Here is a 17,646-nt window from a genome sequence, read left to right as displayed (position 1 = left end):
AAAATAAAGATTAGGTATTTTTAATTTTTTTATTCTTGTTGTTAATATGTATACTTCGACACAACATGTTCAGCATCCGAGGACTTACGAAGACATGGCTACCAATTTTTTAAGTTCTATCCGAGTATATTATTTAGCCTCCGCTTCTGGTATCCATCTCAGTGAATACTTCTTCCCATGAACCGGTAGTCGCTGCTTTTGAATATTCAGTCGCTCTATTTTCAAAAAAGTTTGTATGCTCGACTCCGTTTAGCATTTCATCAAGCCAAGGAAGCGGGTTATGATTTACCAAATATACATCTTTGAGTCCTAGCTGCATTAAACGACGATCGGCAATATAACGAATATATTGTCTTACTTCATATGCCGTTAACCCCTCAATACCGCCGACTTCAAAAGCAAGTTCAATAAAGGCATCTTCAAAATGCACAATAGTCGTACAAGCTTCATAAATACGTTTACGTAAAGTTTCCGTCCAAACTTCAGGATTTTCTCTTACAAAAGTCTTGAACAGAGTAATAATTGAATTAGTATGAAGTGTTTCGTCACGCACTGACCAAGCAATAATCTGTCCCATACCTTTCATTTTATTAAAACGAGGGAAATTAAGCATAATCGCAAAAGAGGCAAATAGCTGTAATCCTTCAGTAAAAGCTCCAAATACTGCGAGTGTAGTTGCTATATCTTCTTTGGTATCCACTCCAAATTGCTGCATATAATCATACTTGTCTTTCATTTCCTTATATTTAAGAAATGCTGAATATTCTACTTCCGGCATACCTACCGTATCAAGTAAATGAGAATACGCTGCAATATGCACGGTTTCCATATTAGAAAACGCCGATAACATCATTAATACTTCAGTAGGTTTAAATACTCGTGAATAATGCTTCATATAGCAGTTATTCACTTCAATATCTGCTTGTGTAAAAAAACGAAATATTTGGGTTAATAGATGTTTTTCCCCTGGAGTTAAGTTATATTTCCAATCTTTAACATCGTCGGCAAGCGGTACTTCTTCCGGTAGCCAATGAATTTTCTGTTGAGTGTGCCAAGCTTCATATGCCCATGGATATGAAAACGGTTTATAAATTGGACTTGCATCAAGTAATGACATAATTATTCTTTTATATTTATGGCTTTGGTTTTTCGTCATTGCGAGGAAATTATGAAATAATTAACGAAGCAATCTCAGGATATTTGACGAGATTGCCACGCTCTTTACAGTCGCTCGCAATGACGATTTAGTATCAATACAACAACACTTATACTTACTGACAAGCTAAGCATTCTTCGTAATTACCGGCTTCTGCTAACTTATCGTTTTGTTTCTCTAAATCTTTAAAATCTGCTTTTAGTACATCATGCGACACTTTATCGGCTCGCTGTATTGATGTCGATCTACAGTAATATAAACTTTTTACTCCTTTTTTCCAAGCTTTAAAATGAATATTATTTAAATATTTCTTACTAACATTCCCCGGTAAAAAGATGTTTAAAGATTGTGCTTGCGTAATGTAAGGAGTACGATCGCTTGCCAGTTCAATTAGCCAATTCTGATCAATTTCGTAAGCGGTTTTGAAAACCTGTTTTTCTTCTTCGGATAAAAATGTTAAATGTTGTACTGATCCTTCATGTGTTGCAATCGAAGACCAAACTTGGTCATTATTAAATCCTTTCTCTTCTAATAACTTTTCTAAATGTTTGTTACGCACGTTAAAAGAACCGGTTAAAGTCTTTTGTACAAAGCTATTAGCGGCAAACGGCTCTATTCCGGGTGAGGCATTACCTGCTATTACCGAAATTGAGGCGGTAGGTGCTATTGCGGTTTTATTGCTAAATCGTTCATTACTTCCTGCATCTAGAGCATCAGGACATGCTCCTTTTTCTTTACCGATTTCTATTGATGCTTTATCAGCTTCAGCAGATATATATTCAAATATTTTTTTATTCCAAACTTTTGCCATAACCGATTCTATCGGTACTTTTTTCATTTGCAAAAATGAGTGGAATCCCATTACGCCAAGTCCAACGCTTCGCTCACGCATAGCCGAATATTTAGCTCTTGTCATAGTATCCGGTGCTTTATTAATAAAGTTTTCTAAAACATTATCAAGGAACAACATAATAGAATGGATAAATTCTTTATCATCTTTCCACTCTTCATAATACTCTAAATTTAAAGAAGAAAGGCAGCAAACGGCAGTTCTTGACTTGCCTAAATGGTCAATTCCCGTCGGCAATGTAATTTCGCTACAAAGATTGGACATTTTAACTTGAAGCCCTAATTTTTTATGATGCTCAGGGATAGATTTATTAACACTATCGATAAATAACAAGTAAGGCTCACCCGTTTCTATTCTAGTAGTTAATAATTTAACCCATAAATCTCTTGCTCTAACTTTATTTACAACTTTTTTGGTAGCAGGACTAACAAGGTCAAAATCCGTATTGTTTTCAACGGCTTTCATAAATTCATCGGTTATAGCTATACCGTGATGAATATTAAGAGCTTTTCGGTTAACATCCCCACCTGTCGGACGTCTTATATCAATAAATTCTTCAATTTCAGGGTGATTAATAGGCAAATATACAGCTGATGAACCTCGTCTAATAGAACCTTGCGAAATAGCAAGAGTCATAGAATCCATTACTTTAATAAACGGTATAATACCGGATGAATGACCTTTATCACGAATCCCTTCATTAATAGAACGAACATTACCCCAATAACTTCCAATTCCGCCGCCGCGTGCAGCAAGCCAAACATTTTCCGTCCATAAATTTACTATATCGTCTAAGCTGTCATCGGTCTCATTCAAGAAGCATGAAATAGGAAGCCCCCTATCCGTTCCACCGTTACTTAAGATTGGTGTTGCCGGCATAAACCACATTTTACTCATATATTCATATAGCTTCTGAGCATGCTGTTTATTTTCGGCATAATAACTAGAAACTCTTGCAAATAAATCTTGAAAATCCTCACCTTTCATAAGATATCGATCTCGCAGAATAGCTTTACCGAAAGGAGTAAGTAAATTATTATGGTTATTGTTTATAGTTATTTGAAATTTATTTTTTTTAAGCGTGTTCATTATAGGTACTAATGGGGTTGTAGGCGTTATTTATAATGCTTATTTTGAAAAATGACACCATATTCAGTGTATAGAATCTTCACCTAAGTAGACACGAGAATAATAATTTATTCAATATAAATATTTATTTTTTTTTAGATTTTTGACTTGACACAAATCACTCTTGATTACTATTTATGCTTTCTTAAGGCACAGGCAAGCTTATCATGCGGAAGTAAGGCATTGTTACATAGATACCAAAACCGTCATTCCTGCAAGACCTTGTTGCGTAGATATAAAAAAAGTAGCTGCGAACTAAGAAAAGTAGTAAATCGACAAAAAACTTAACCACAAGTGTGTATGTCAAAGCTACAAAAAGTTTGCAACTGGAAAGAATATAACAGAAGTTTAAAGAAAAGAGGAACAATAATTTTCACATTTTGTGAAGAATATTTAAAAGAGTTATATTATGGAGGGGAACAGAGGCAAGGAGGAGCGAGAAGATATAATAGCAAGATGTATGAATATTTGCTAACAATTAAGCTGTTATTAAGATTGCCATGGCGAGCAACAAGCGGATTTGCAGAAGGAATGTTTAGCAAAATATTTGCGGGTAAGGATTTAAGAATACCGGATTATGCCCATGCATCAAGAATCGCTAGTAAGCTAAAGTTACGAGTAAAAAATATTGGAGTACAAGAGAAAGGTTCAGGGAAAGAGATAGTATTTGATAGTACCGGAGTAAATGTATATAGCACCAGTGGGTGGCATCAAAGGAAATACGGTAAGGATGGATTATAACGGTAAGGATGGATTATATCGTAAGAGAGAACAGTGGAAGAAGATACATGTAGCAGTCGATTTAGATAGTATGGAAGTACTATCTGTAGCCTATACGGATAGTAACACAAACGACTGTGAAGTTGTTGGTGATATGAGCAAAGAGATAACAGGCAAAGCTAAAACCGTTATAGCAGATGGAGCTTATGATACGCAGGAGTTTAGAAAGATAATATATGATTGGGGAGTACAAGATTTAATGCCCCCAGCACGAACATCTAAGTCACAAGATGAATTAAAGAATAAAAGCAAGGTAGAGAAAGAACATTTAGCTTACAGAGATAAAGTAATAAAAGGAATTAGAGAATATAAAAATTTTGATGAAGGTTTAAAAGCATGGAAAATTAATAGCGGCTATCATCAAAGGTCAAGGGTTGAATCGTTTATGTTTAGGTTGAAGCGAACGTTTGGCTTTAACTTACAACAAAAAACAGAGAAAGGAAGAAAAAACGAAGTAATTACTAAGATAAATATATTAAATGAAATGTAGAAGTCAAGATTTAATCTTACAGACATTATAAAAATTATATCTGAATGTCTGATAAGTTATGACTGTCAGATGAGTATTCAAGATATAAGATTTCGTTATTCTTTTCAACAGCTAACTTTTTACTATCCATAAAAGTCTGCATAGGTGTTTTTCCATAGCAATATTTACCGGAATGCGGTCTTTCATTATTATAATATTCTAGCCAAATATCAAGATCTAGTTGTAGATCATCAAGATCAGTATAGATCTTTTTACGCATAGCAGTATCAAAGAATTCTTGTTTCATAGTTTTATTAAAACGTTCACACATACCATTTGTTTGAGGAGAATATGCTTTAGTAGTAGTATGCTCAATACCCTCAATGCTTAAGAACAATTCAAAAGCATGATGTTCTATATTACCTTTATACTCACCACCTCTATCAGTTAAAATACGAAGTACTGGTATTTGCTGACTCTCATACCATGGTAACACTCTATCATTAAGCATGTCAGCAGCGGTAAGTGCTGTTTTATCAGTATATAGTTTAGCCTCTGCAACCCGAGTGTAACTATCAATAAACACTTGAGAATATACCTTGCCTATGCCTTTAAAATTACCTACATAATATGTGTCTTGGCATCCTAGATAACCTGGATGCTGTGTATCAATCTCACCATGAGCTTCTTTCTCGCTACGCCGTTTCTCTAATACTTGTAACTGAGCTTCGGTAAGAACAATACCATCCTGAGCCATTTTGGCTTCTAATGCTTTAAGTCTTTTATTGATATTATTTAAATCATTACGTAGCCAAATAGATCTAACTCCTCCAGGTGATACAAGAATACCAGTCTTTTTAAGCTCATTTGATACTCGCAGCTGACCATAAGCGGGGTATTCTATTGCCATATCTAATACTGCTCTCTCTACGGCAGGATCAACTCTATTCGCTATAATTGGCTTCTTCCGACTAATCTCATATAATGCTTCTTCTCCTCCTGTTTCATATAACTCTTTAAACCTATAATAACTGTCTCTACTGTAACCCATAGCTTTACATGCTGACGATATACTACCAAGACTCCTAGCTAATTCTAGTAATCCTATTTTTGGCTTTATTATTTTTTGATTTAGATTCATCTCTAATCCTCCATTTAATATTATCTTAATTTTACTAAATGTAAGATTAAATCTCAACTATTACAAATGAAATGATTGCCCTTGGGAAAGCTCAATATAGCTTTAGAATTATATAAAATTTAATTATTTTTATACTCTAAGCGCTATATTGACTTTTTTTAATCTTCACGCAACAACGCCTTGCGAGAAAGGCTCGCTTGCGTAGACTCCCAGTCGTCATTGCGAGGAGCGAAGCGACGTGGCAATCTCATGAAATAATAACAAACTCCTGAGATTGCTTCGTCAAAATTTTCAATTTTTTCTCGCAATGACAGAAACAAGAATAACATAAGCATCACCTAATTCTTTTCAGATTTTTAATAATATAAGAAATAGTAATTATCGGACTACAAATAATTATTTTAAATAACCTAAAATAAGAGCTTAAATTTCTATCTTCAATAAACCAATTATATAAATCATTTATAGGTTTAATCTCAGCAGGAATAATATATTTATCTTTAAATAATTCTTTTAAAGCTCTTTTGGCCTGTTTTGCTTCTATTTTACGCTCTATTGTTAAGCTTTGATCATGTACTCGGTAGAAATATAAAGATTCCGGTATATGAGCAAATTTTGTAACAAGTCCAAAACGAAGCCAATATTCATAATCATCAACTAACTGCATATTTTCATTATACTCGCCTACTTTCCTTGCTAAATCAGCTCTATACAAAAAACATGCACCGACGCAATCTCTAATCGGTAAAAACTCAGGCGATTCTTGATAAAGTCTTGCGCCTATACTACCTTGCTCATCGATTAAAGTATAATCAGTATATACAAGCCCTATCTCAGGTGAATTATCAAGTGTCTTAACCATTTTTTCTAAAGCATTTTCATGGAAAAGATTATCATCTGAAGTCCAAGTAAAATACTCCCCCTTGGCCTCTTTAAAAGCAACATTCAAGCTTGCCGGTAATTTTTTATTGGTCTCGTTTACTATTACCTTAATACGTGAATCCTGCTCTGCATATTTCCTAGCTACTATAACGCTACTATCTTTTGAGCAATCATCAATAATAATAAGCTCAAAGTCTTTAAAGCTTTGATTAAGGCAGCTCTCAATAGCAAAAGGTAATAGCTTCTCTCTATTATAAACCGGTAAAACTATTGAGATTTTTAGAGTGTTAGTGCGCATTCACCCCTAGAATATCAAGTTTTTCTATATATTGAATTACGGTTTCTTGTAATTCGTCGGAATAATAATTATGCTCAAAGTTTAATAATGTATTACATAAAGCATTATTAAGCTCTTGAGGTATTATAATTTCAATCTTATTAAATTGTTCAATTAGTCGTACTATAGGATCAAAATATTCAATTGAAAGCGACATCTCTTTATCTAACAATTCAGCAAGATTATTAGATGTTATGTGTAAGTGGTGATTAACTTTTTCTTTACCTATTATTAAACAAAGCGGTTCATAATTATCAAGTATAAGGCTAATTTTTTCAATTTTTCTTTCAATATCATTTATAGGAACAGGCATAATTTTTATTTCATTATCATATAGGTGTTGTTGCATGGATCAATTCTCCCGTCATTGCGAGGAAATGAAGAAGTAATTGACGAAGCAATCTCAGGATATTTGATAAGATTGCCACGCAGCCTACGGCTGCTCGCAATGACGATTTGGTATCTACACTTGTAAATTTATATATTTCGTATTTAGATATTCAAATATCCCTTCAAATGAGCCTTCAACTCCAAAGCCTGAAGCTTTACGCCCTGCAAAAGGCGCTTTTGCATTTCCGGGCAATGGGTTATTAATTGAAACCATACCGAAATCAAGTCTAGTTGCTATCATTTGTGCCACAGATATATTATTTGAATATACATATCCTTGCAAGCCGTATTCGGTATGGTCGTGCCTCCGTATTGCAGTTTAGAGTAAATAGTCTATAATCCTCAAACAGTAATAAGAGAGAATTATAGTTAAGGAGTTATGGCAAAAATAGATGTTAAGTGTAGATATTGTAACAACACAGAAGAAGTAATAAAGTCAGGATATTCAATTTCAAAACAACAGAGATATCAATGCAAGCGGTGTAATCGATATTTTTAATTGGAGTATATTAATAATGCATCTAAGCCTGGAGTTAAGGAGCAAATAGTAGAAATGTCAATCAACGGCTCTGGAGTTAGAGATACAGTAAGAGTATTAAAAGTGGGTATCAATACAGTTATCCGTGTTTTAAAAAAATCTAGTATTAAAAAACAATAAATCATTCTATCAGTACAACAGAAGTAATTATTGCTCCTGAGATAGATGAACAATGGTCTTATGTACAGAATAAATCCAGACAACGATGGCTTTGGTATGCCTTGGATAAGATTTCGTTAAAAGTAGTTGCTTATACGTTTGGTACAAGATGTGATAGCACATTAGAATCATATAATGGACTGAGAAAACTGGACAGAAAAAATAGTACTCAAGTTTCCGAAATAAGTTACAATAAATAGGTAAAACTTAGGAGGAAAGATGAAGAAAAATAAGGTTAGGATTTTCAGTAGTGAAGAAAAGACTAAGGTAGTATTAGAATTAATAAAAGAGGATGCTACCTTAAGTCAATTAGCATCAAAATATGAGATAAGCTCCAAGACAATTCAGAATTGGAAAAAGCAGTTTGTTGCTAATGCAGCTCTAGCTTTTGAGCCAGCTAAAGTTTTGAGTGAATATCAAGAACAAATTAGTGATCTCAAAGAACAAAATGATGAACTAGCTAAAGCTCTTGGGAAAGCTACGGTGGAGAGGGACTGGGCTGTGGGAAAGCTAAAAAGCTTGGACTTATCAAATAGAAAGAGTCTTGTCCAGTCCAAGCTAGATCAACTACCAAAGACAAGACAATGTGAGTTGCTAGATATTAGTCGCTCTACAACATATTATAAAGTTAAACCGCTTAGTGTAGATAAATTAAGTATCTTAAATAGAATAGATGAAATATATACAGATAATCCCGAATTTGGTTATCGTTATATTTATCATCAGTTATTAGAGGATGGTTTTTCAATTGGCAGAGATCGAGTATTAAAATATATGAGGATGATGGGAATAGAAGCCATTTATCCTCATAAGAGAAAGTCTACTTCTGTAAAGGATAATGAGCATAAAGTATACAGTTATTTACTTGATCAATATTGGACTAAATCTAGAACAACAAAAACAGTACATGTACCTAATGTCAATGAGGTTTGGAGTGGTGACATTACTTACATTAGAACTCATGATGGCTTTATGTATATGGCGGCTATTATAGACTGGCATAGCAAAGCTATATTAAGTTATAAATTATCCAATTCTATGGATGCAACTCTTGTTACTGATGTCTTGAAGGATGCCCTTAATAAATATAATGCTCCAAAGATATTTAATAGTGATCAGGGTAGTCAATATACTAGTCATGACCATATACAGATACTAAAAGATAATAATATTCAAATCTCAATGAATGGAAAAGGTCGAAGTATTGATAATATCGTAATAGAGAGATTTTTTAGGACTATAAAATATAACTGTATATTTATTAATGATTTTAAAAATATTAAAGAACTGAGGATAGGTATTGATAATTATCTGTATAAGTATAATTATCAAAGATTTCATTCGGGTATTGGTTACAAAAAACCTATGGATGTTTATCTGAATTATACGCAAAATTATTATCAATTAGCTGCTTAACAATATAATAAAAATAGGAAACGAATTTGATTATTTTTTGTCTTGATTTCTCAGTCCATTATATCATTACTGAAAAAACTAGAGAATTTCAAGGTGACTTTTTACTATACAGATGGATGGGGGAGTTATGCTAGGTTATTAGACCCTAAAAAGCATATTATCAGTAAAAAATACACTCAACGGATAGAACGAAGTAACTTGAACCTTAGAACGAGATGCAAGAGGCTTGCACGTAAGACAATCTGCTTTTCCAAGTCATTGGATATTCATGATAAGGTTATTGGTACTCTTATTGTGTAATAGTTGAGATTTAATCTCACATTTAGTAAAATTAAGATAATATTAAATGGAGGATTAGAGATGAATCTAAATCAAAAAATAATAAAGCCAAAAATAGGATTACTAGAATTAGCTAGGAGTCTTGGTAGTATATCGTCAGCATATAAAGCTATGGGTTACAGTAGAGACAGTTATTATAGGTTTAAAGAGTTATATGAAACAGGAGGAGAAGAAGCGTTATATGAGATTAGTCGGAAGAAGCCAATTATAGCGAATAGAGTTGATCCTGCCGTAGAGAGAGCAGTATTAGATATGGCAATAGAATACCCCGCTTATGGTCAGCTGCGAGTATCAAATGAGCTTAAAAAGACTGGTATTCTTGTATCACCTGGAGGAGTTAGATCTATTTGGCTACGTAATGATTTAAATAATATCAATAAAAGACTTAAAGCATTAGAAGCCAAAATGGCTCAGGATGGTATTGTTCTTACCGAAGCTCAGTTACAAGTATTAGAGAAACGGCGTAGCGAGAAAGAAGCTCATGGTGAGATTGATACACAGCATCCAGGTTATCTAGGATGCCAAGACACATATTATGTAGGTAATTTTAAAGGCATAGGCAAGGTATATTCTCAAGTGTTTATTGATAGTTACACTCGGGTTGCAGAGGCTAAACTATATACTGATAAAACAGCACTTACCGCTGCTGACATGCTTAATGATAGAGTGTTACCATGGTATGAGAGTCAGCAAATACCAGTACTTCGTATTTTAACTGATAGAGGTGGTGAGTATAAAGGTAATATAGAACATCATGCTTTTGAATTGTTCTTAAGCATTGAGGGTATTGAGCATACTACTACTAAAGCATATTCTCCTCAAACAAATGGTATGTGTGAACGTTTTAATAAAACTATGAAACAAGAATTCTTTGATACTGCTATGCGTAAAAAGATCTATACTGATCTTGATGATCTACAACTAGATCTTGATATTTGGCTAGAATATTATAATAATGAAAGACCGCATTCCGGTAAATATTGCTATGGAAAAACACCTATGCAGACTTTTATGGATAGTAAAAAGTTAGCTGTTGAAAAGAATAACGAAATCTTATATCTTGAATACTCATCTGACAGTCATAACTTATCAGACATTCAGATATAATTTTTATAATGTCTGTAAGATTAAATCTTGACTTCTACATTTAAGTAAGTTCATAAATCCCTCATGGCATTATTGCGTGGATACTAAAATCGTCATTGCAAGCGAACATTGGTATTGCTCGCATGGCTCTTATGTCATTCCCGCGTAGGCGGGAATCCAGTACTTTAAAACTCTTTAAAAGCTCGCTTTATGCTGGATTCCCGCCTACGCGGGAATGACATTGAGGTGACATATAGTATTTTTCTAATCTTAAAATTATCCGCTAATACTAGCAAGAGAAATATAATAATTAAGCTACTTCATCGTAACAACTTCTTACTACGCCGGCAATATTTGTATCAAACTCTTCTACTCCAATCGTGAATTGTTGACCGTCTTTAGAGAACGTAATTTCTTTATCGGTATCTACTTTATCTCCAATAAAAACATCACCTTCTTGTACTCGTGTTATTAAATTTAATTGTTCTCCTAATATTTGCCAAATAACCACCTTTTGCTCAATATTGTCAATATATTGTTCAAGCCGTTTCATACCGCTCGGATCTCTTAAACTAATATGAGTAAATCCTCCACGCATTGCAATTTCTTCAAAAAATTCTTTATTGTAGTTCTCACCAAATCTTACCGCATACATATTAAACTGAGGGTTTTGTATTACAGAGATTGCAGACTCTATAACCTCTTGTTGTGTTGTATTACAGTCAGTTCCTTCGTTCTTTCCATCAGTAAATACTATAATAGTAGAATGTATATCTATTTCTTCTTTCAATAATTCTAAAGCATCTTTGACGGTACCGTATAATCTTGTATATCCTTCAGCATTTAAATTTTCTACATATTTCTTAATATCTTCAAGAGAGTTTTTCTTATCAGAAAAAGATTTCATGCTAGATTGATCATTAAATGAAACTATATTAATTTTCCAATTAGGGATCTCAACTAATTTAGCTAGTATCTTTTGTATATTACTTTTTTAATCACTAAAAGTATATTTCATACTACCGCTAATATCTATTAATAAAGTAATTTCATGATTATTATTAGTATTTAGATATTCTGGGTCTTTAGAAGAAAACATAATAAGAACTTTACCGTCTTCTTGCCAGACAAAACCGTTAAATATCGGAAATAAATATTTTAATAAATACTGCTTATCAAGGATAAATCCGCATTCTAAATTAGAGGCGATAATAGGTGGTTTACCGTCAACTTTATAAGCTTGAACGACTTGCATTGCTGCACCGTTATTTAGAGTAAAAGTTAAGCTATTATTTTCTCTATGAGAAATAATTTGGGATATTAATTTAGAAAATTCAGTAGGTGGATGGGTATAATCTGTAGCCGGTGTTGCTTCACCTGTTAAAATTTTTGATAATTTATTTTCATCACTTATAACGGCTTGTAATGTCTCGAGTTTGGATTCATCCATTTTATGTTTTATTGGATTTCCACAAGAGAGTTGAATCTCAGCAGTTAATAATTCTTTATTAAATTCAGCTTCTAATCTTATTGTTTCTAAAATTTTAGATAAACCATACTCTGTTATAAGATCACCGTCTACTAGCTTATAAAATAACTCTCCTATTTCTATATCTGAAGTATCCGCATTATATAATTCAGATTCTACTATATTCTCCTTATTATCCTTAAATACAGCATGTATCACATTCTTCTTTAATTCATCAAGGGAAGCTAATAATGTACGAAAATGTTCTAAGTCATTAGAAGTTGTTTTAAAAATAACTTTATTATCAGTTACCTTTGTAACTCCTATTGCTGCTCCTATAGCTTTTAAAAAAATTTCCCATTTTTTCTCTAAAGTTAAGTGCTGTGTAGGCATAATTCCTCTCTATTTTATAAAATTAGAAAGAAAGATTATATTGCTATAATTTTTAATACAAGAATTCATTAAAAAAAATTAATAAATTCTTGTATGATTATGTCTTTTTTTAGGAATTTTATTATTTATTCAAAAATTTCTCTACCTCAAGAGCAGCCATACAGCCACTACCTGCAGCAGTTACTGCTTGTCTATAAATTTTATCCTGAACGTCACCGGCAGCAAAAACCCCTTCTACGCTAGTTTTAGTTGTACCTAACTTCGTGATGATATAATTATCGTCATCCATTGCAATTTGTCCGGTAAATAGCCCCGTATTCGGTGCATGCCCGATAGCTATAAATACACCGCTACAATTCACTAAACTAATTTCTTTGGTGTGGACATTTTGAATTTTAACTCCGGTAACGGATTTTGGTTTATCGCTACCTACAATTTCATCTACTACATGATCCCAAATTACCGATATTTTAGGATTTTTAAATAATCGATCCTGTAATATTTTCTCAGCTCTAAAACTATCTCTTCTATGTATTATAGTAACTTTGCTAGCATGATTGGTTAAGTATAAAGCTTCTTCTACTGCGCTATTTCCTCCCCCTACTACAACTATTTCTTGATTCTTAAAAAAGAAACCATCGCAAGTAGCGCATGCCGAAACACCAAAACCACGAAATTCCTGCTCTGAAGCTATACCAAGCCATTTTGCTTCTGCACCGGTACAGATGATTATACTTTCTGCTTCATATTCATTTCCTGATCCTGTAAATACTCTAAAAGGCCTCTTTGATAAATCCACTTTTTCTGCATAATCACTAATAATATCTGTACCGACATTTTTAGCTTGCATAGACATTTGTTCCATAAGCCAAGGTCCTTGCACCGTTTCCGCAAATCCGGGATAATTCTCAACATCGGTGGTAATTGTAAGCTGCCCGCCTGGCTGCATACCATTAATTAATATTGGTTTTAGAGCGGCTCTAGCCGTATAAATAGCGGCACTTAGACCCGCAGGGCCTGAACCTATTATTAGTACTTTAGTAGTAATTTTCATAATTATTATTTGTTATTAATTTAAATGATTCCGATGTCATTCCCGCGGAAGCGAGAATCCAAATTTTTTGCTGTCATCCCGTGATTTATTCACGGGATCCAGTTAAAAATATCAATATTATTGATATTTTTAGTTGTTCTTCTGGATACCGCGGTTAAGCCACGGTATGGCACCGAGGGCGTTTTTTGATCCATGCGACAAAGCCCTTCGCTCCTCGCAATGACGATTTGATGTCCACGCAGAAATGACATCAAGACTTCTTCTCTAACCAAGATTTGATATAGTTAATTTCTTCAGGATTCATTAGGGAAGGAGCATGACCAGCATATTTTATTTCATAAAGATCAAAAGTTTTTGTTTCTTTCATCTTTTTAACAGTAGATTTTGTTAAAATTTGAGATTTCATCCCATGAATTACTAATATTCTACATTTTATTTTATTCCATACGGACCATAGTTTAACATCTTCTTGGTTACTAGCATTTTTCATTCCTTTTGTTATAGCAGGATCATAATTCATTTTATATTTTCCGCCAAATGTAGAAATTACGCTATATTTTGTTAAATAATCCCAATCTTCTTCATCTTTAATACCTATTTGGGCGTAAATAAGTTTTAAATGTTCTTTTGCACTAGCCAAATCATCTAAGAGTACCGTTTTTTTAGCATAACCTTCAATTTTAATTAAAGGAGCAGCATCAATAAATGCCCCTATATCATTTAATATTAAGGCTTTAAAAATATTTTTATATTTACTGGCAAGTACCATACCTATAATACCGCCCATTGAAGTACCGAGCCAAATAGGTTTTTCAATATTTAGTCTTTTAAAAAAGAATAACGTGTCTTTAATATAGGTAGTATAATTATAATGATTAGCTTTTTTAAAATTTTCGCTATCACTACGACCAGGATAATTTATTGAAATTACTCTATAATTTTTACTTAACTCTTTAGCTATTTTATCAAAATCATGAGCATTTCTAGTTAATCCGTGAGCACATACTATTATATTTTTATTTTTAGGATCACCGAATTCCACATAAGAAATTTTATGTTTCGGTATATATTGAAGAGGTAATAAATTAATATAGGGACCAATTTTTATTGAATTAATTTTCATATGAACCTATTAATACCAATTTAGAATAAATTTTAAAAAAATCATTGTCATCATGTTATTAATTTAAGTCACTTAAAAATATACTGACCATTGTCGGCATATATATAACTACAAAAAGCAAAGATAAAAACACGGTAGCTGCAACTTTCTCAGGATAAAATTTCTGTAAATTCGCTATAACTATAGTATTTGCTGCGAGCGGTGCCGTAGAAAGTAGTTTTAGAGCATTATAGTAATCATTGTTATACCATTTTGTTACAAAATGATCAAACATGATAAATAACCCTACTCCCAAAGGATAGAATAAAAATTTAGCAGCAAACGTAGCAAGAGTAAATTTTATATCGACTTCAAATTTTTGTAGAGATGAAAGAGCAAGGCCCACCATTACCATACCGAGTATCGAAAAAGAACCTTTCATATTATATATAAAATCATCTAAAAAATCCGGTAAAGTAAAACCGCAAAAACTAAATAAACATCCCAAGAAAAAAGCATTTAAAATCGGTAATTTTACTACTTTTAATATACTATCGGTGGTATTTGCAAAACTTCGCATACAAATATAAAAGCCGACAGAACATTCATAAATATTAACTCCTATAACAGCCATCATGTAAATACTTAATGTATAATCATCGAAAAGTGCTGCAGCTATAGGCAACATAAAATATCCGCCATTTGCCGTACCTGCAGACAAAGCTATAATATTACGTGTATGATCTTGCCAAAATTTACCAAAAAAATAATAAGAAAAAAGCGATAAGAGTGTTGCAATTACAAATGTTACGATCGTAACGCTTAATGCCGAAAGTGTTAAGGTTGTACTAGCAGGTATCGTAAAAAATACTATAGGTGATATAAAATAAAATAGTAACGAAGAGATACTATCTCTTTCAACATTTGAATATTTACCTGCTAAGAATCCTATTACTACACTTAATAATACCGAAACGGTTTTAAAAAAAACTATACTAAAGATTATCATGTAATGAGCTAAAGATATAATTACTTATAATATATGAGGTTTTATTTTTTTCACTAAATTTTGTAAAGATTTTTATTGTATTAACTTTTAATTGAAATAATATAAATATTATAGTATTTAAGATTTGTTGTTTAATATTATATATTTATGCAAAATCTATTACCCTTATTAATTATATTTTTTTGTTTAAATACCTATTCTAATCCTATGTCGCTTGGTCTTGAATTAAATAAAACTACCAATATAGATTTAACAAAAAAATACAGAATCATCAATAAAGAACCTAATTATTGGCAAGGATATAATTATTATATAGAACCAAATGAAAAAGCTATATCTAAAGCTTTAGTAATATGTAATGATTTTAATGTAATAGAAGCCGTTATCTTAACTATAGATAAAAATAAGTTTGAAGAGTTTTATAACATTTTAAAAGATAAATATAGTTTAGAAGAAGAAAATGATAAAGTGGTTACTTTCAAGGATGGTGAATGTTTAATCATACTTGAATCTTCGGAATTAAATACCGAAATGGAACTTGTATATATAACAAACGGTTTTTATAAAGAATTTTTAAATAAACTAGATAAAGAAGAAAAATTAGAGCAAGAACAGATGAAGAGAATGTTGTAGTATACTCGATGAACTTCAAAATTGGCTACGTCGTCTTATAAGATGTAATAGTTGAGATTTAATCTTACATTTAGTAAAATTAAGATAATATTAAATGGAGGATTAGAGATGAATCTAAATCAAAAAATAATAAAGCCAAAAATAGGATTACTAGAATTAGCTAGGAGTCTTGGTAGTATATCGTCAGCATGTAAAGCTATGGGCTACAGTAGAGACAGTTATTATAGGTTTAAAGAGTTATATGAAACAGGAGGAGAAGAAGCATTATATGAGATTAGTCGGAAGAAGCCAATTATAGCGAATAGAGTTGATCCTGCCGTAGAGAGAGCAGTATTAGATATGGCAATAGAATACCCCGCTTATGGTCAGCTGCGAGTATCAAATGAGCTTAAAAAGACTGGTATTCTTGTATCACCTGGAGGAGTTAGATCTATTTGGCTACGTAATGATTTAAATAATATCAATAAAAGACTTAAAGCATTAGAAGCCAAAATGGCTCAGGATGGTATTGTTCTTACCGAAGCTCAGTTACAAGTATTAGAGAAACGGCGTAGCGAGAAAGAAGCTCATGGTGAGATTGATACACAGCATCCAGGTTATCTAGGATGCCAAGACACATATTATGTAGGTAATTTTAAAGGCATAGGCAAGGTATATTCTCAAGTGTTTATTGATAGTTACACTCGGGTTGCAGAGGCTAAACTATATACTGATAAAACAGCACTTACCGCTGCTGACATGCTTAATGATAGAGTGTTACCATGGTATGAGAGTCAGCAAATACCAGTACTTCGTATTTTAACTGATAGAGGTGGTGAGTATAAAGGTAATATAGAACATCATGCTTTTGAATTGTTCTTAAGCATTGAGGGTATTGAGCATACTACTACTAAAGCATATTCTCCTCAAACAAATGGTATGTGTGAACGTTTTAATAAAACTATGAAACAAGAATTCTTTGATACTGCTATGCGTAAAAAGATCTATACTGATCTTGATGATCTACAACTAGATCTTGATATTTGGCTAGAATATTATAATAATGAAAGACCGCATTCCGGTAAATATTGCTATGGAAAAACACCTATGCAGACTTTTATGGATAGTAAAAAGTTAGCTGTTGAAAAGAATAACGAAATCTTATATCTTGAATACTCATCTGACAGTCATAACTTATCAGACATTCAGATATAATTTTTATAATGTCTGTAAGATTAAATCTTGACTTCTACATATAAGATCTGTGGTGCTCACGTATTAGTATACGCTTCGCTCCTCGACTTATAGACTCCTTGCTCTTTTTGAAGTTGATCTTC

Annotated in this window: 21 protein-coding genes and 1 pseudogene; 10 read left to right on the top strand and 12 right to left on the bottom strand. The window is 32.5% G+C overall.

The window, feature by feature from the left end:
* Nucleotides 1-133: 133 nt before the first annotated feature.
* Both AC0ODJ_RS05390 and AC0ODJ_RS05385 read right to left on the bottom strand, forming a co-directional pair.
* Nucleotides 134-1,117 (bottom strand): ribonucleotide-diphosphate reductase subunit beta, encoded by a 984-nt coding sequence (locus AC0ODJ_RS05390; protein WP_218460423.1) that lies wholly within the window; start codon nucleotides 1,115-1,117, stop codon nucleotides 134-136.
* A gap of 154 nt (nucleotides 1,118-1,271) precedes the next feature.
* Complete coding sequence (locus tag AC0ODJ_RS05385) at nucleotides 1,272-3,095, bottom strand: ribonucleoside-diphosphate reductase subunit alpha (RefSeq protein ID WP_218460422.1); 1,824 nt, start codon at nucleotides 3,093-3,095, stop codon at nucleotides 1,272-1,274.
* 339 nt (nucleotides 3,096-3,434) lie between these two features.
* Between AC0ODJ_RS05385 and AC0ODJ_RS05380 the strand changes: the two genes are divergently transcribed.
* Both AC0ODJ_RS05380 and AC0ODJ_RS05375 read left to right on the top strand, forming a co-directional pair.
* Nucleotides 3,435-3,875, top strand: a complete 441-nt coding sequence (locus AC0ODJ_RS05380; RefSeq protein WP_121843865.1) for a transposase — start codon at nucleotides 3,435-3,437, stop codon at nucleotides 3,873-3,875.
* The gene (locus AC0ODJ_RS05375) at nucleotides 3,865-4,404 is read left to right on the top strand and encodes a transposase (RefSeq protein WP_474465250.1); all 540 of its coding nucleotides are present in this window, start codon (nucleotides 3,865-3,867) and stop codon (nucleotides 4,402-4,404) included. The genes AC0ODJ_RS05380 and AC0ODJ_RS05375 overlap by 11 nt, the downstream gene beginning before the upstream one ends.
* A gap of 34 nt (nucleotides 4,405-4,438) precedes the next feature.
* Here AC0ODJ_RS05375 and AC0ODJ_RS05370 read toward each other — a convergent pair whose 3' ends face one another.
* The 4 genes and pseudogenes from AC0ODJ_RS05370 to AC0ODJ_RS05355 all read right to left on the bottom strand — a co-directional run.
* Entirely contained in the window at nucleotides 4,439-5,524 is a 1,086-nt protein-coding gene (locus tag AC0ODJ_RS05370; protein ID WP_127896995.1) for an IS481 family transposase, read from the bottom strand.
* Nucleotides 5,525-5,858: 334 nt separating this feature from the next.
* A complete protein-coding gene (locus tag AC0ODJ_RS05365) occupies nucleotides 5,859-6,704 on the bottom strand; it encodes a glycosyltransferase (protein WP_218459927.1) in 846 nt (281 codons plus the stop codon).
* On the bottom strand, nucleotides 6,694-7,056 hold the full coding sequence (locus tag AC0ODJ_RS05360; RefSeq protein ID WP_474465247.1) for a hypothetical protein: 363 nt from the start codon (nucleotides 7,054-7,056) through the stop codon (nucleotides 6,694-6,696). Before AC0ODJ_RS05360 ends, AC0ODJ_RS05365 begins: the two co-directional genes overlap by 11 nt.
* Nucleotides 7,057-7,206: 150 nt before the next feature.
* Nucleotides 7,207-7,431: pseudogene (locus AC0ODJ_RS05355) on the bottom strand (aldehyde dehydrogenase family protein); the annotation flags it as partial.
* An 81-nt stretch (nucleotides 7,432-7,512) separates the two neighbouring features.
* Here AC0ODJ_RS05355 and AC0ODJ_RS05350 point away from each other — a divergent pair.
* From AC0ODJ_RS05350 to AC0ODJ_RS05325, 6 genes are read left to right on the top strand one after another with little or no spacing between them, the layout of a single operon-like run.
* Complete coding sequence (locus tag AC0ODJ_RS05350; protein ID WP_121834047.1) at nucleotides 7,513-7,632, top strand: IS1 family transposase; 120 nt, start codon at nucleotides 7,513-7,515, stop codon at nucleotides 7,630-7,632.
* Nucleotides 7,633-7,791 (top strand): IS1-like element transposase, encoded by a 159-nt coding sequence (locus AC0ODJ_RS05345; protein ID WP_474464717.1) that lies wholly within the window; start codon nucleotides 7,633-7,635, stop codon nucleotides 7,789-7,791. It abuts the gene before it with no gap.
* Nucleotides 7,788-8,030 (top strand): IS1 family transposase, encoded by a 243-nt coding sequence (locus AC0ODJ_RS05340; protein WP_474465775.1) that lies wholly within the window; start codon nucleotides 7,788-7,790, stop codon nucleotides 8,028-8,030. The genes AC0ODJ_RS05345 and AC0ODJ_RS05340 overlap by 4 nt, the downstream gene beginning before the upstream one ends.
* 19 nt (nucleotides 8,031-8,049) lie before the next feature.
* Complete coding sequence (locus AC0ODJ_RS05335; RefSeq protein ID WP_474464651.1) at nucleotides 8,050-9,246, top strand: IS3 family transposase; 1,197 nt, start codon at nucleotides 8,050-8,052, stop codon at nucleotides 9,244-9,246.
* Nucleotides 9,247-9,288: 42 nt separating this feature from the next.
* Entirely contained in the window at nucleotides 9,289-9,546 is a 258-nt protein-coding gene (locus AC0ODJ_RS05330; protein WP_474465245.1) for an IS1 family transposase, read from the top strand.
* Nucleotides 9,547-9,606: 60 nt separating this feature from the next.
* The gene (locus tag AC0ODJ_RS05325; protein WP_121834048.1) at nucleotides 9,607-10,692 is read left to right on the top strand and encodes an IS481 family transposase; all 1,086 of its coding nucleotides are present in this window, start codon (nucleotides 9,607-9,609) and stop codon (nucleotides 10,690-10,692) included.
* A 289-nt stretch (nucleotides 10,693-10,981) separates the two neighbouring features.
* On the opposite strand, the gene AC0ODJ_RS05320 is transcribed toward AC0ODJ_RS05325, so the two are convergent.
* From AC0ODJ_RS05320 to AC0ODJ_RS05300, 5 genes are all read right to left on the bottom strand, one after another.
* Nucleotides 10,982-11,647: a vWA domain-containing protein gene (locus AC0ODJ_RS05320; protein ID WP_474465774.1), complete on the bottom strand. Its 666-nt coding sequence runs from the start codon at nucleotides 11,645-11,647 to the stop codon at nucleotides 10,982-10,984.
* 18 nt (nucleotides 11,648-11,665) lie between these two features.
* Nucleotides 11,666-12,532 carry a hypothetical protein gene (locus AC0ODJ_RS05315; protein WP_474465243.1) on the bottom strand — a complete coding sequence of 289 codons (867 nt, stop codon included), beginning with the start codon at nucleotides 12,530-12,532 and terminating at the stop codon, nucleotides 11,666-11,668.
* 121 nt (nucleotides 12,533-12,653) lie between these two features.
* Entirely contained in the window at nucleotides 12,654-13,586 is a 933-nt protein-coding gene (gene trxB / locus AC0ODJ_RS05310) for a thioredoxin-disulfide reductase (RefSeq protein WP_218460546.1), read from the bottom strand.
* Nucleotides 13,587-13,836: 250 nt separating this feature from the next.
* On the bottom strand, nucleotides 13,837-14,709 hold the full coding sequence (locus AC0ODJ_RS05305; RefSeq protein ID WP_218460545.1) for an alpha/beta fold hydrolase: 873 nt from the start codon (nucleotides 14,707-14,709) through the stop codon (nucleotides 13,837-13,839).
* Between the two features lie 58 nt (nucleotides 14,710-14,767).
* Nucleotides 14,768-15,697, bottom strand: coding sequence for an AEC family transporter (locus AC0ODJ_RS05300; protein WP_474465238.1), 930 nt, complete (start codon nucleotides 15,695-15,697; stop codon nucleotides 14,768-14,770).
* A gap of 207 nt (nucleotides 15,698-15,904) precedes the next feature.
* Between AC0ODJ_RS05300 and AC0ODJ_RS05295 the strand changes: the two genes are divergently transcribed.
* Nucleotides 15,905-16,330, top strand: a complete 426-nt coding sequence (locus AC0ODJ_RS05295) for a hypothetical protein (RefSeq protein WP_474465236.1) — start codon at nucleotides 15,905-15,907, stop codon at nucleotides 16,328-16,330.
* Between the two features lie 108 nt (nucleotides 16,331-16,438).
* Nucleotides 16,439-17,524: an IS481 family transposase gene (locus tag AC0ODJ_RS05290; RefSeq protein ID WP_127896995.1), complete on the top strand. Its 1,086-nt coding sequence runs from the start codon at nucleotides 16,439-16,441 to the stop codon at nucleotides 17,522-17,524.
* Between the two features lie 34 nt (nucleotides 17,525-17,558).
* On the opposite strand, the gene AC0ODJ_RS05285 is transcribed toward AC0ODJ_RS05290, so the two are convergent.
* The gene (locus AC0ODJ_RS05285) at nucleotides 17,559-17,642 is read right to left on the bottom strand and encodes a palindromic element RPE5 domain-containing protein (protein ID WP_218460779.1); all 84 of its coding nucleotides are present in this window, start codon (nucleotides 17,640-17,642) and stop codon (nucleotides 17,559-17,561) included.
* Nucleotides 17,643-17,646 lie beyond the last annotated feature (4 nt).

This window comes from Rickettsia senegalensis, from assembly GCF_056135685.1.
The sequence above is the reverse complement of the archived record's forward strand: the minus strand, read 5'-3'. Positions and strand labels throughout refer to the sequence as shown.

Bases quoted from the DNA above. Each gene is read 5' to 3' on its own strand.
- AC0ODJ_RS05360 (WP_474465247.1), bottom strand. From the start codon at position 7,056: ATGCCTGTTCCTATAAATGATATTGAAAGAAAAATTGAAAAAATTAGC.
- AC0ODJ_RS05335 (WP_474464651.1), top strand. From the start codon at position 8,050: ATGAAGAAAAATAAGGTTAGGATTTTCAGTAGTGAAGAAAAGACTAAG.
- AC0ODJ_RS05380 (WP_121843865.1), top strand. From the start codon at position 3,435: ATGTCAAAGCTACAAAAAGTTTGCAACTGGAAAGAATATAACAGAAGT.
- AC0ODJ_RS05385 (WP_218460422.1), bottom strand. From the start codon at position 3,095: ATGAACACGCTTAAAAAAAATAAATTTCAAATAACTATAAACAATAAC.
- AC0ODJ_RS05315 (WP_474465243.1), bottom strand. From the start codon at position 12,532: ATGCCTACACAGCACTTAACTTTAGAGAAAAAATGGGAAATTTTTTTA.
- AC0ODJ_RS05325 (WP_121834048.1), top strand. From the start codon at position 9,607: ATGAATCTAAATCAAAAAATAATAAAGCCAAAAATAGGATTACTAGAA.
- AC0ODJ_RS05295 (WP_474465236.1), top strand. From the start codon at position 15,905: ATGTCGCTTGGTCTTGAATTAAATAAAACTACCAATATAGATTTAACA.
- AC0ODJ_RS05300 (WP_474465238.1), bottom strand. From the start codon at position 15,697: ATGATAATCTTTAGTATAGTTTTTTTTAAAACCGTTTCGGTATTATTA.
- trxB (WP_218460546.1), bottom strand. From the start codon at position 13,586: ATGAAAATTACTACTAAAGTACTAATAATAGGTTCAGGCCCTGCGGGT.
- AC0ODJ_RS05365 (WP_218459927.1), bottom strand. From the start codon at position 6,704: ATGCGCACTAACACTCTAAAAATCTCAATAGTTTTACCGGTTTATAAT.
- AC0ODJ_RS05305 (WP_218460545.1), bottom strand. From the start codon at position 14,709: ATGAAAATTAATTCAATAAAAATTGGTCCCTATATTAATTTATTACCT.
- AC0ODJ_RS05375 (WP_474465250.1), top strand. From the start codon at position 3,865: ATGGATTATAACGGTAAGGATGGATTATATCGTAAGAGAGAACAGTGG.
- AC0ODJ_RS05390 (WP_218460423.1), bottom strand. From the start codon at position 1,117: ATGTCATTACTTGATGCAAGTCCAATTTATAAACCGTTTTCATATCCA.
- AC0ODJ_RS05350 (WP_121834047.1), top strand. From the start codon at position 7,513: ATGGCAAAAATAGATGTTAAGTGTAGATATTGTAACAACACAGAAGAA.
- AC0ODJ_RS05370 (WP_127896995.1), bottom strand. From the start codon at position 5,524: ATGAATCTAAATCAAAAAATAATAAAGCCAAAAATAGGATTACTAGAA.
- AC0ODJ_RS05290 (WP_127896995.1), top strand. From the start codon at position 16,439: ATGAATCTAAATCAAAAAATAATAAAGCCAAAAATAGGATTACTAGAA.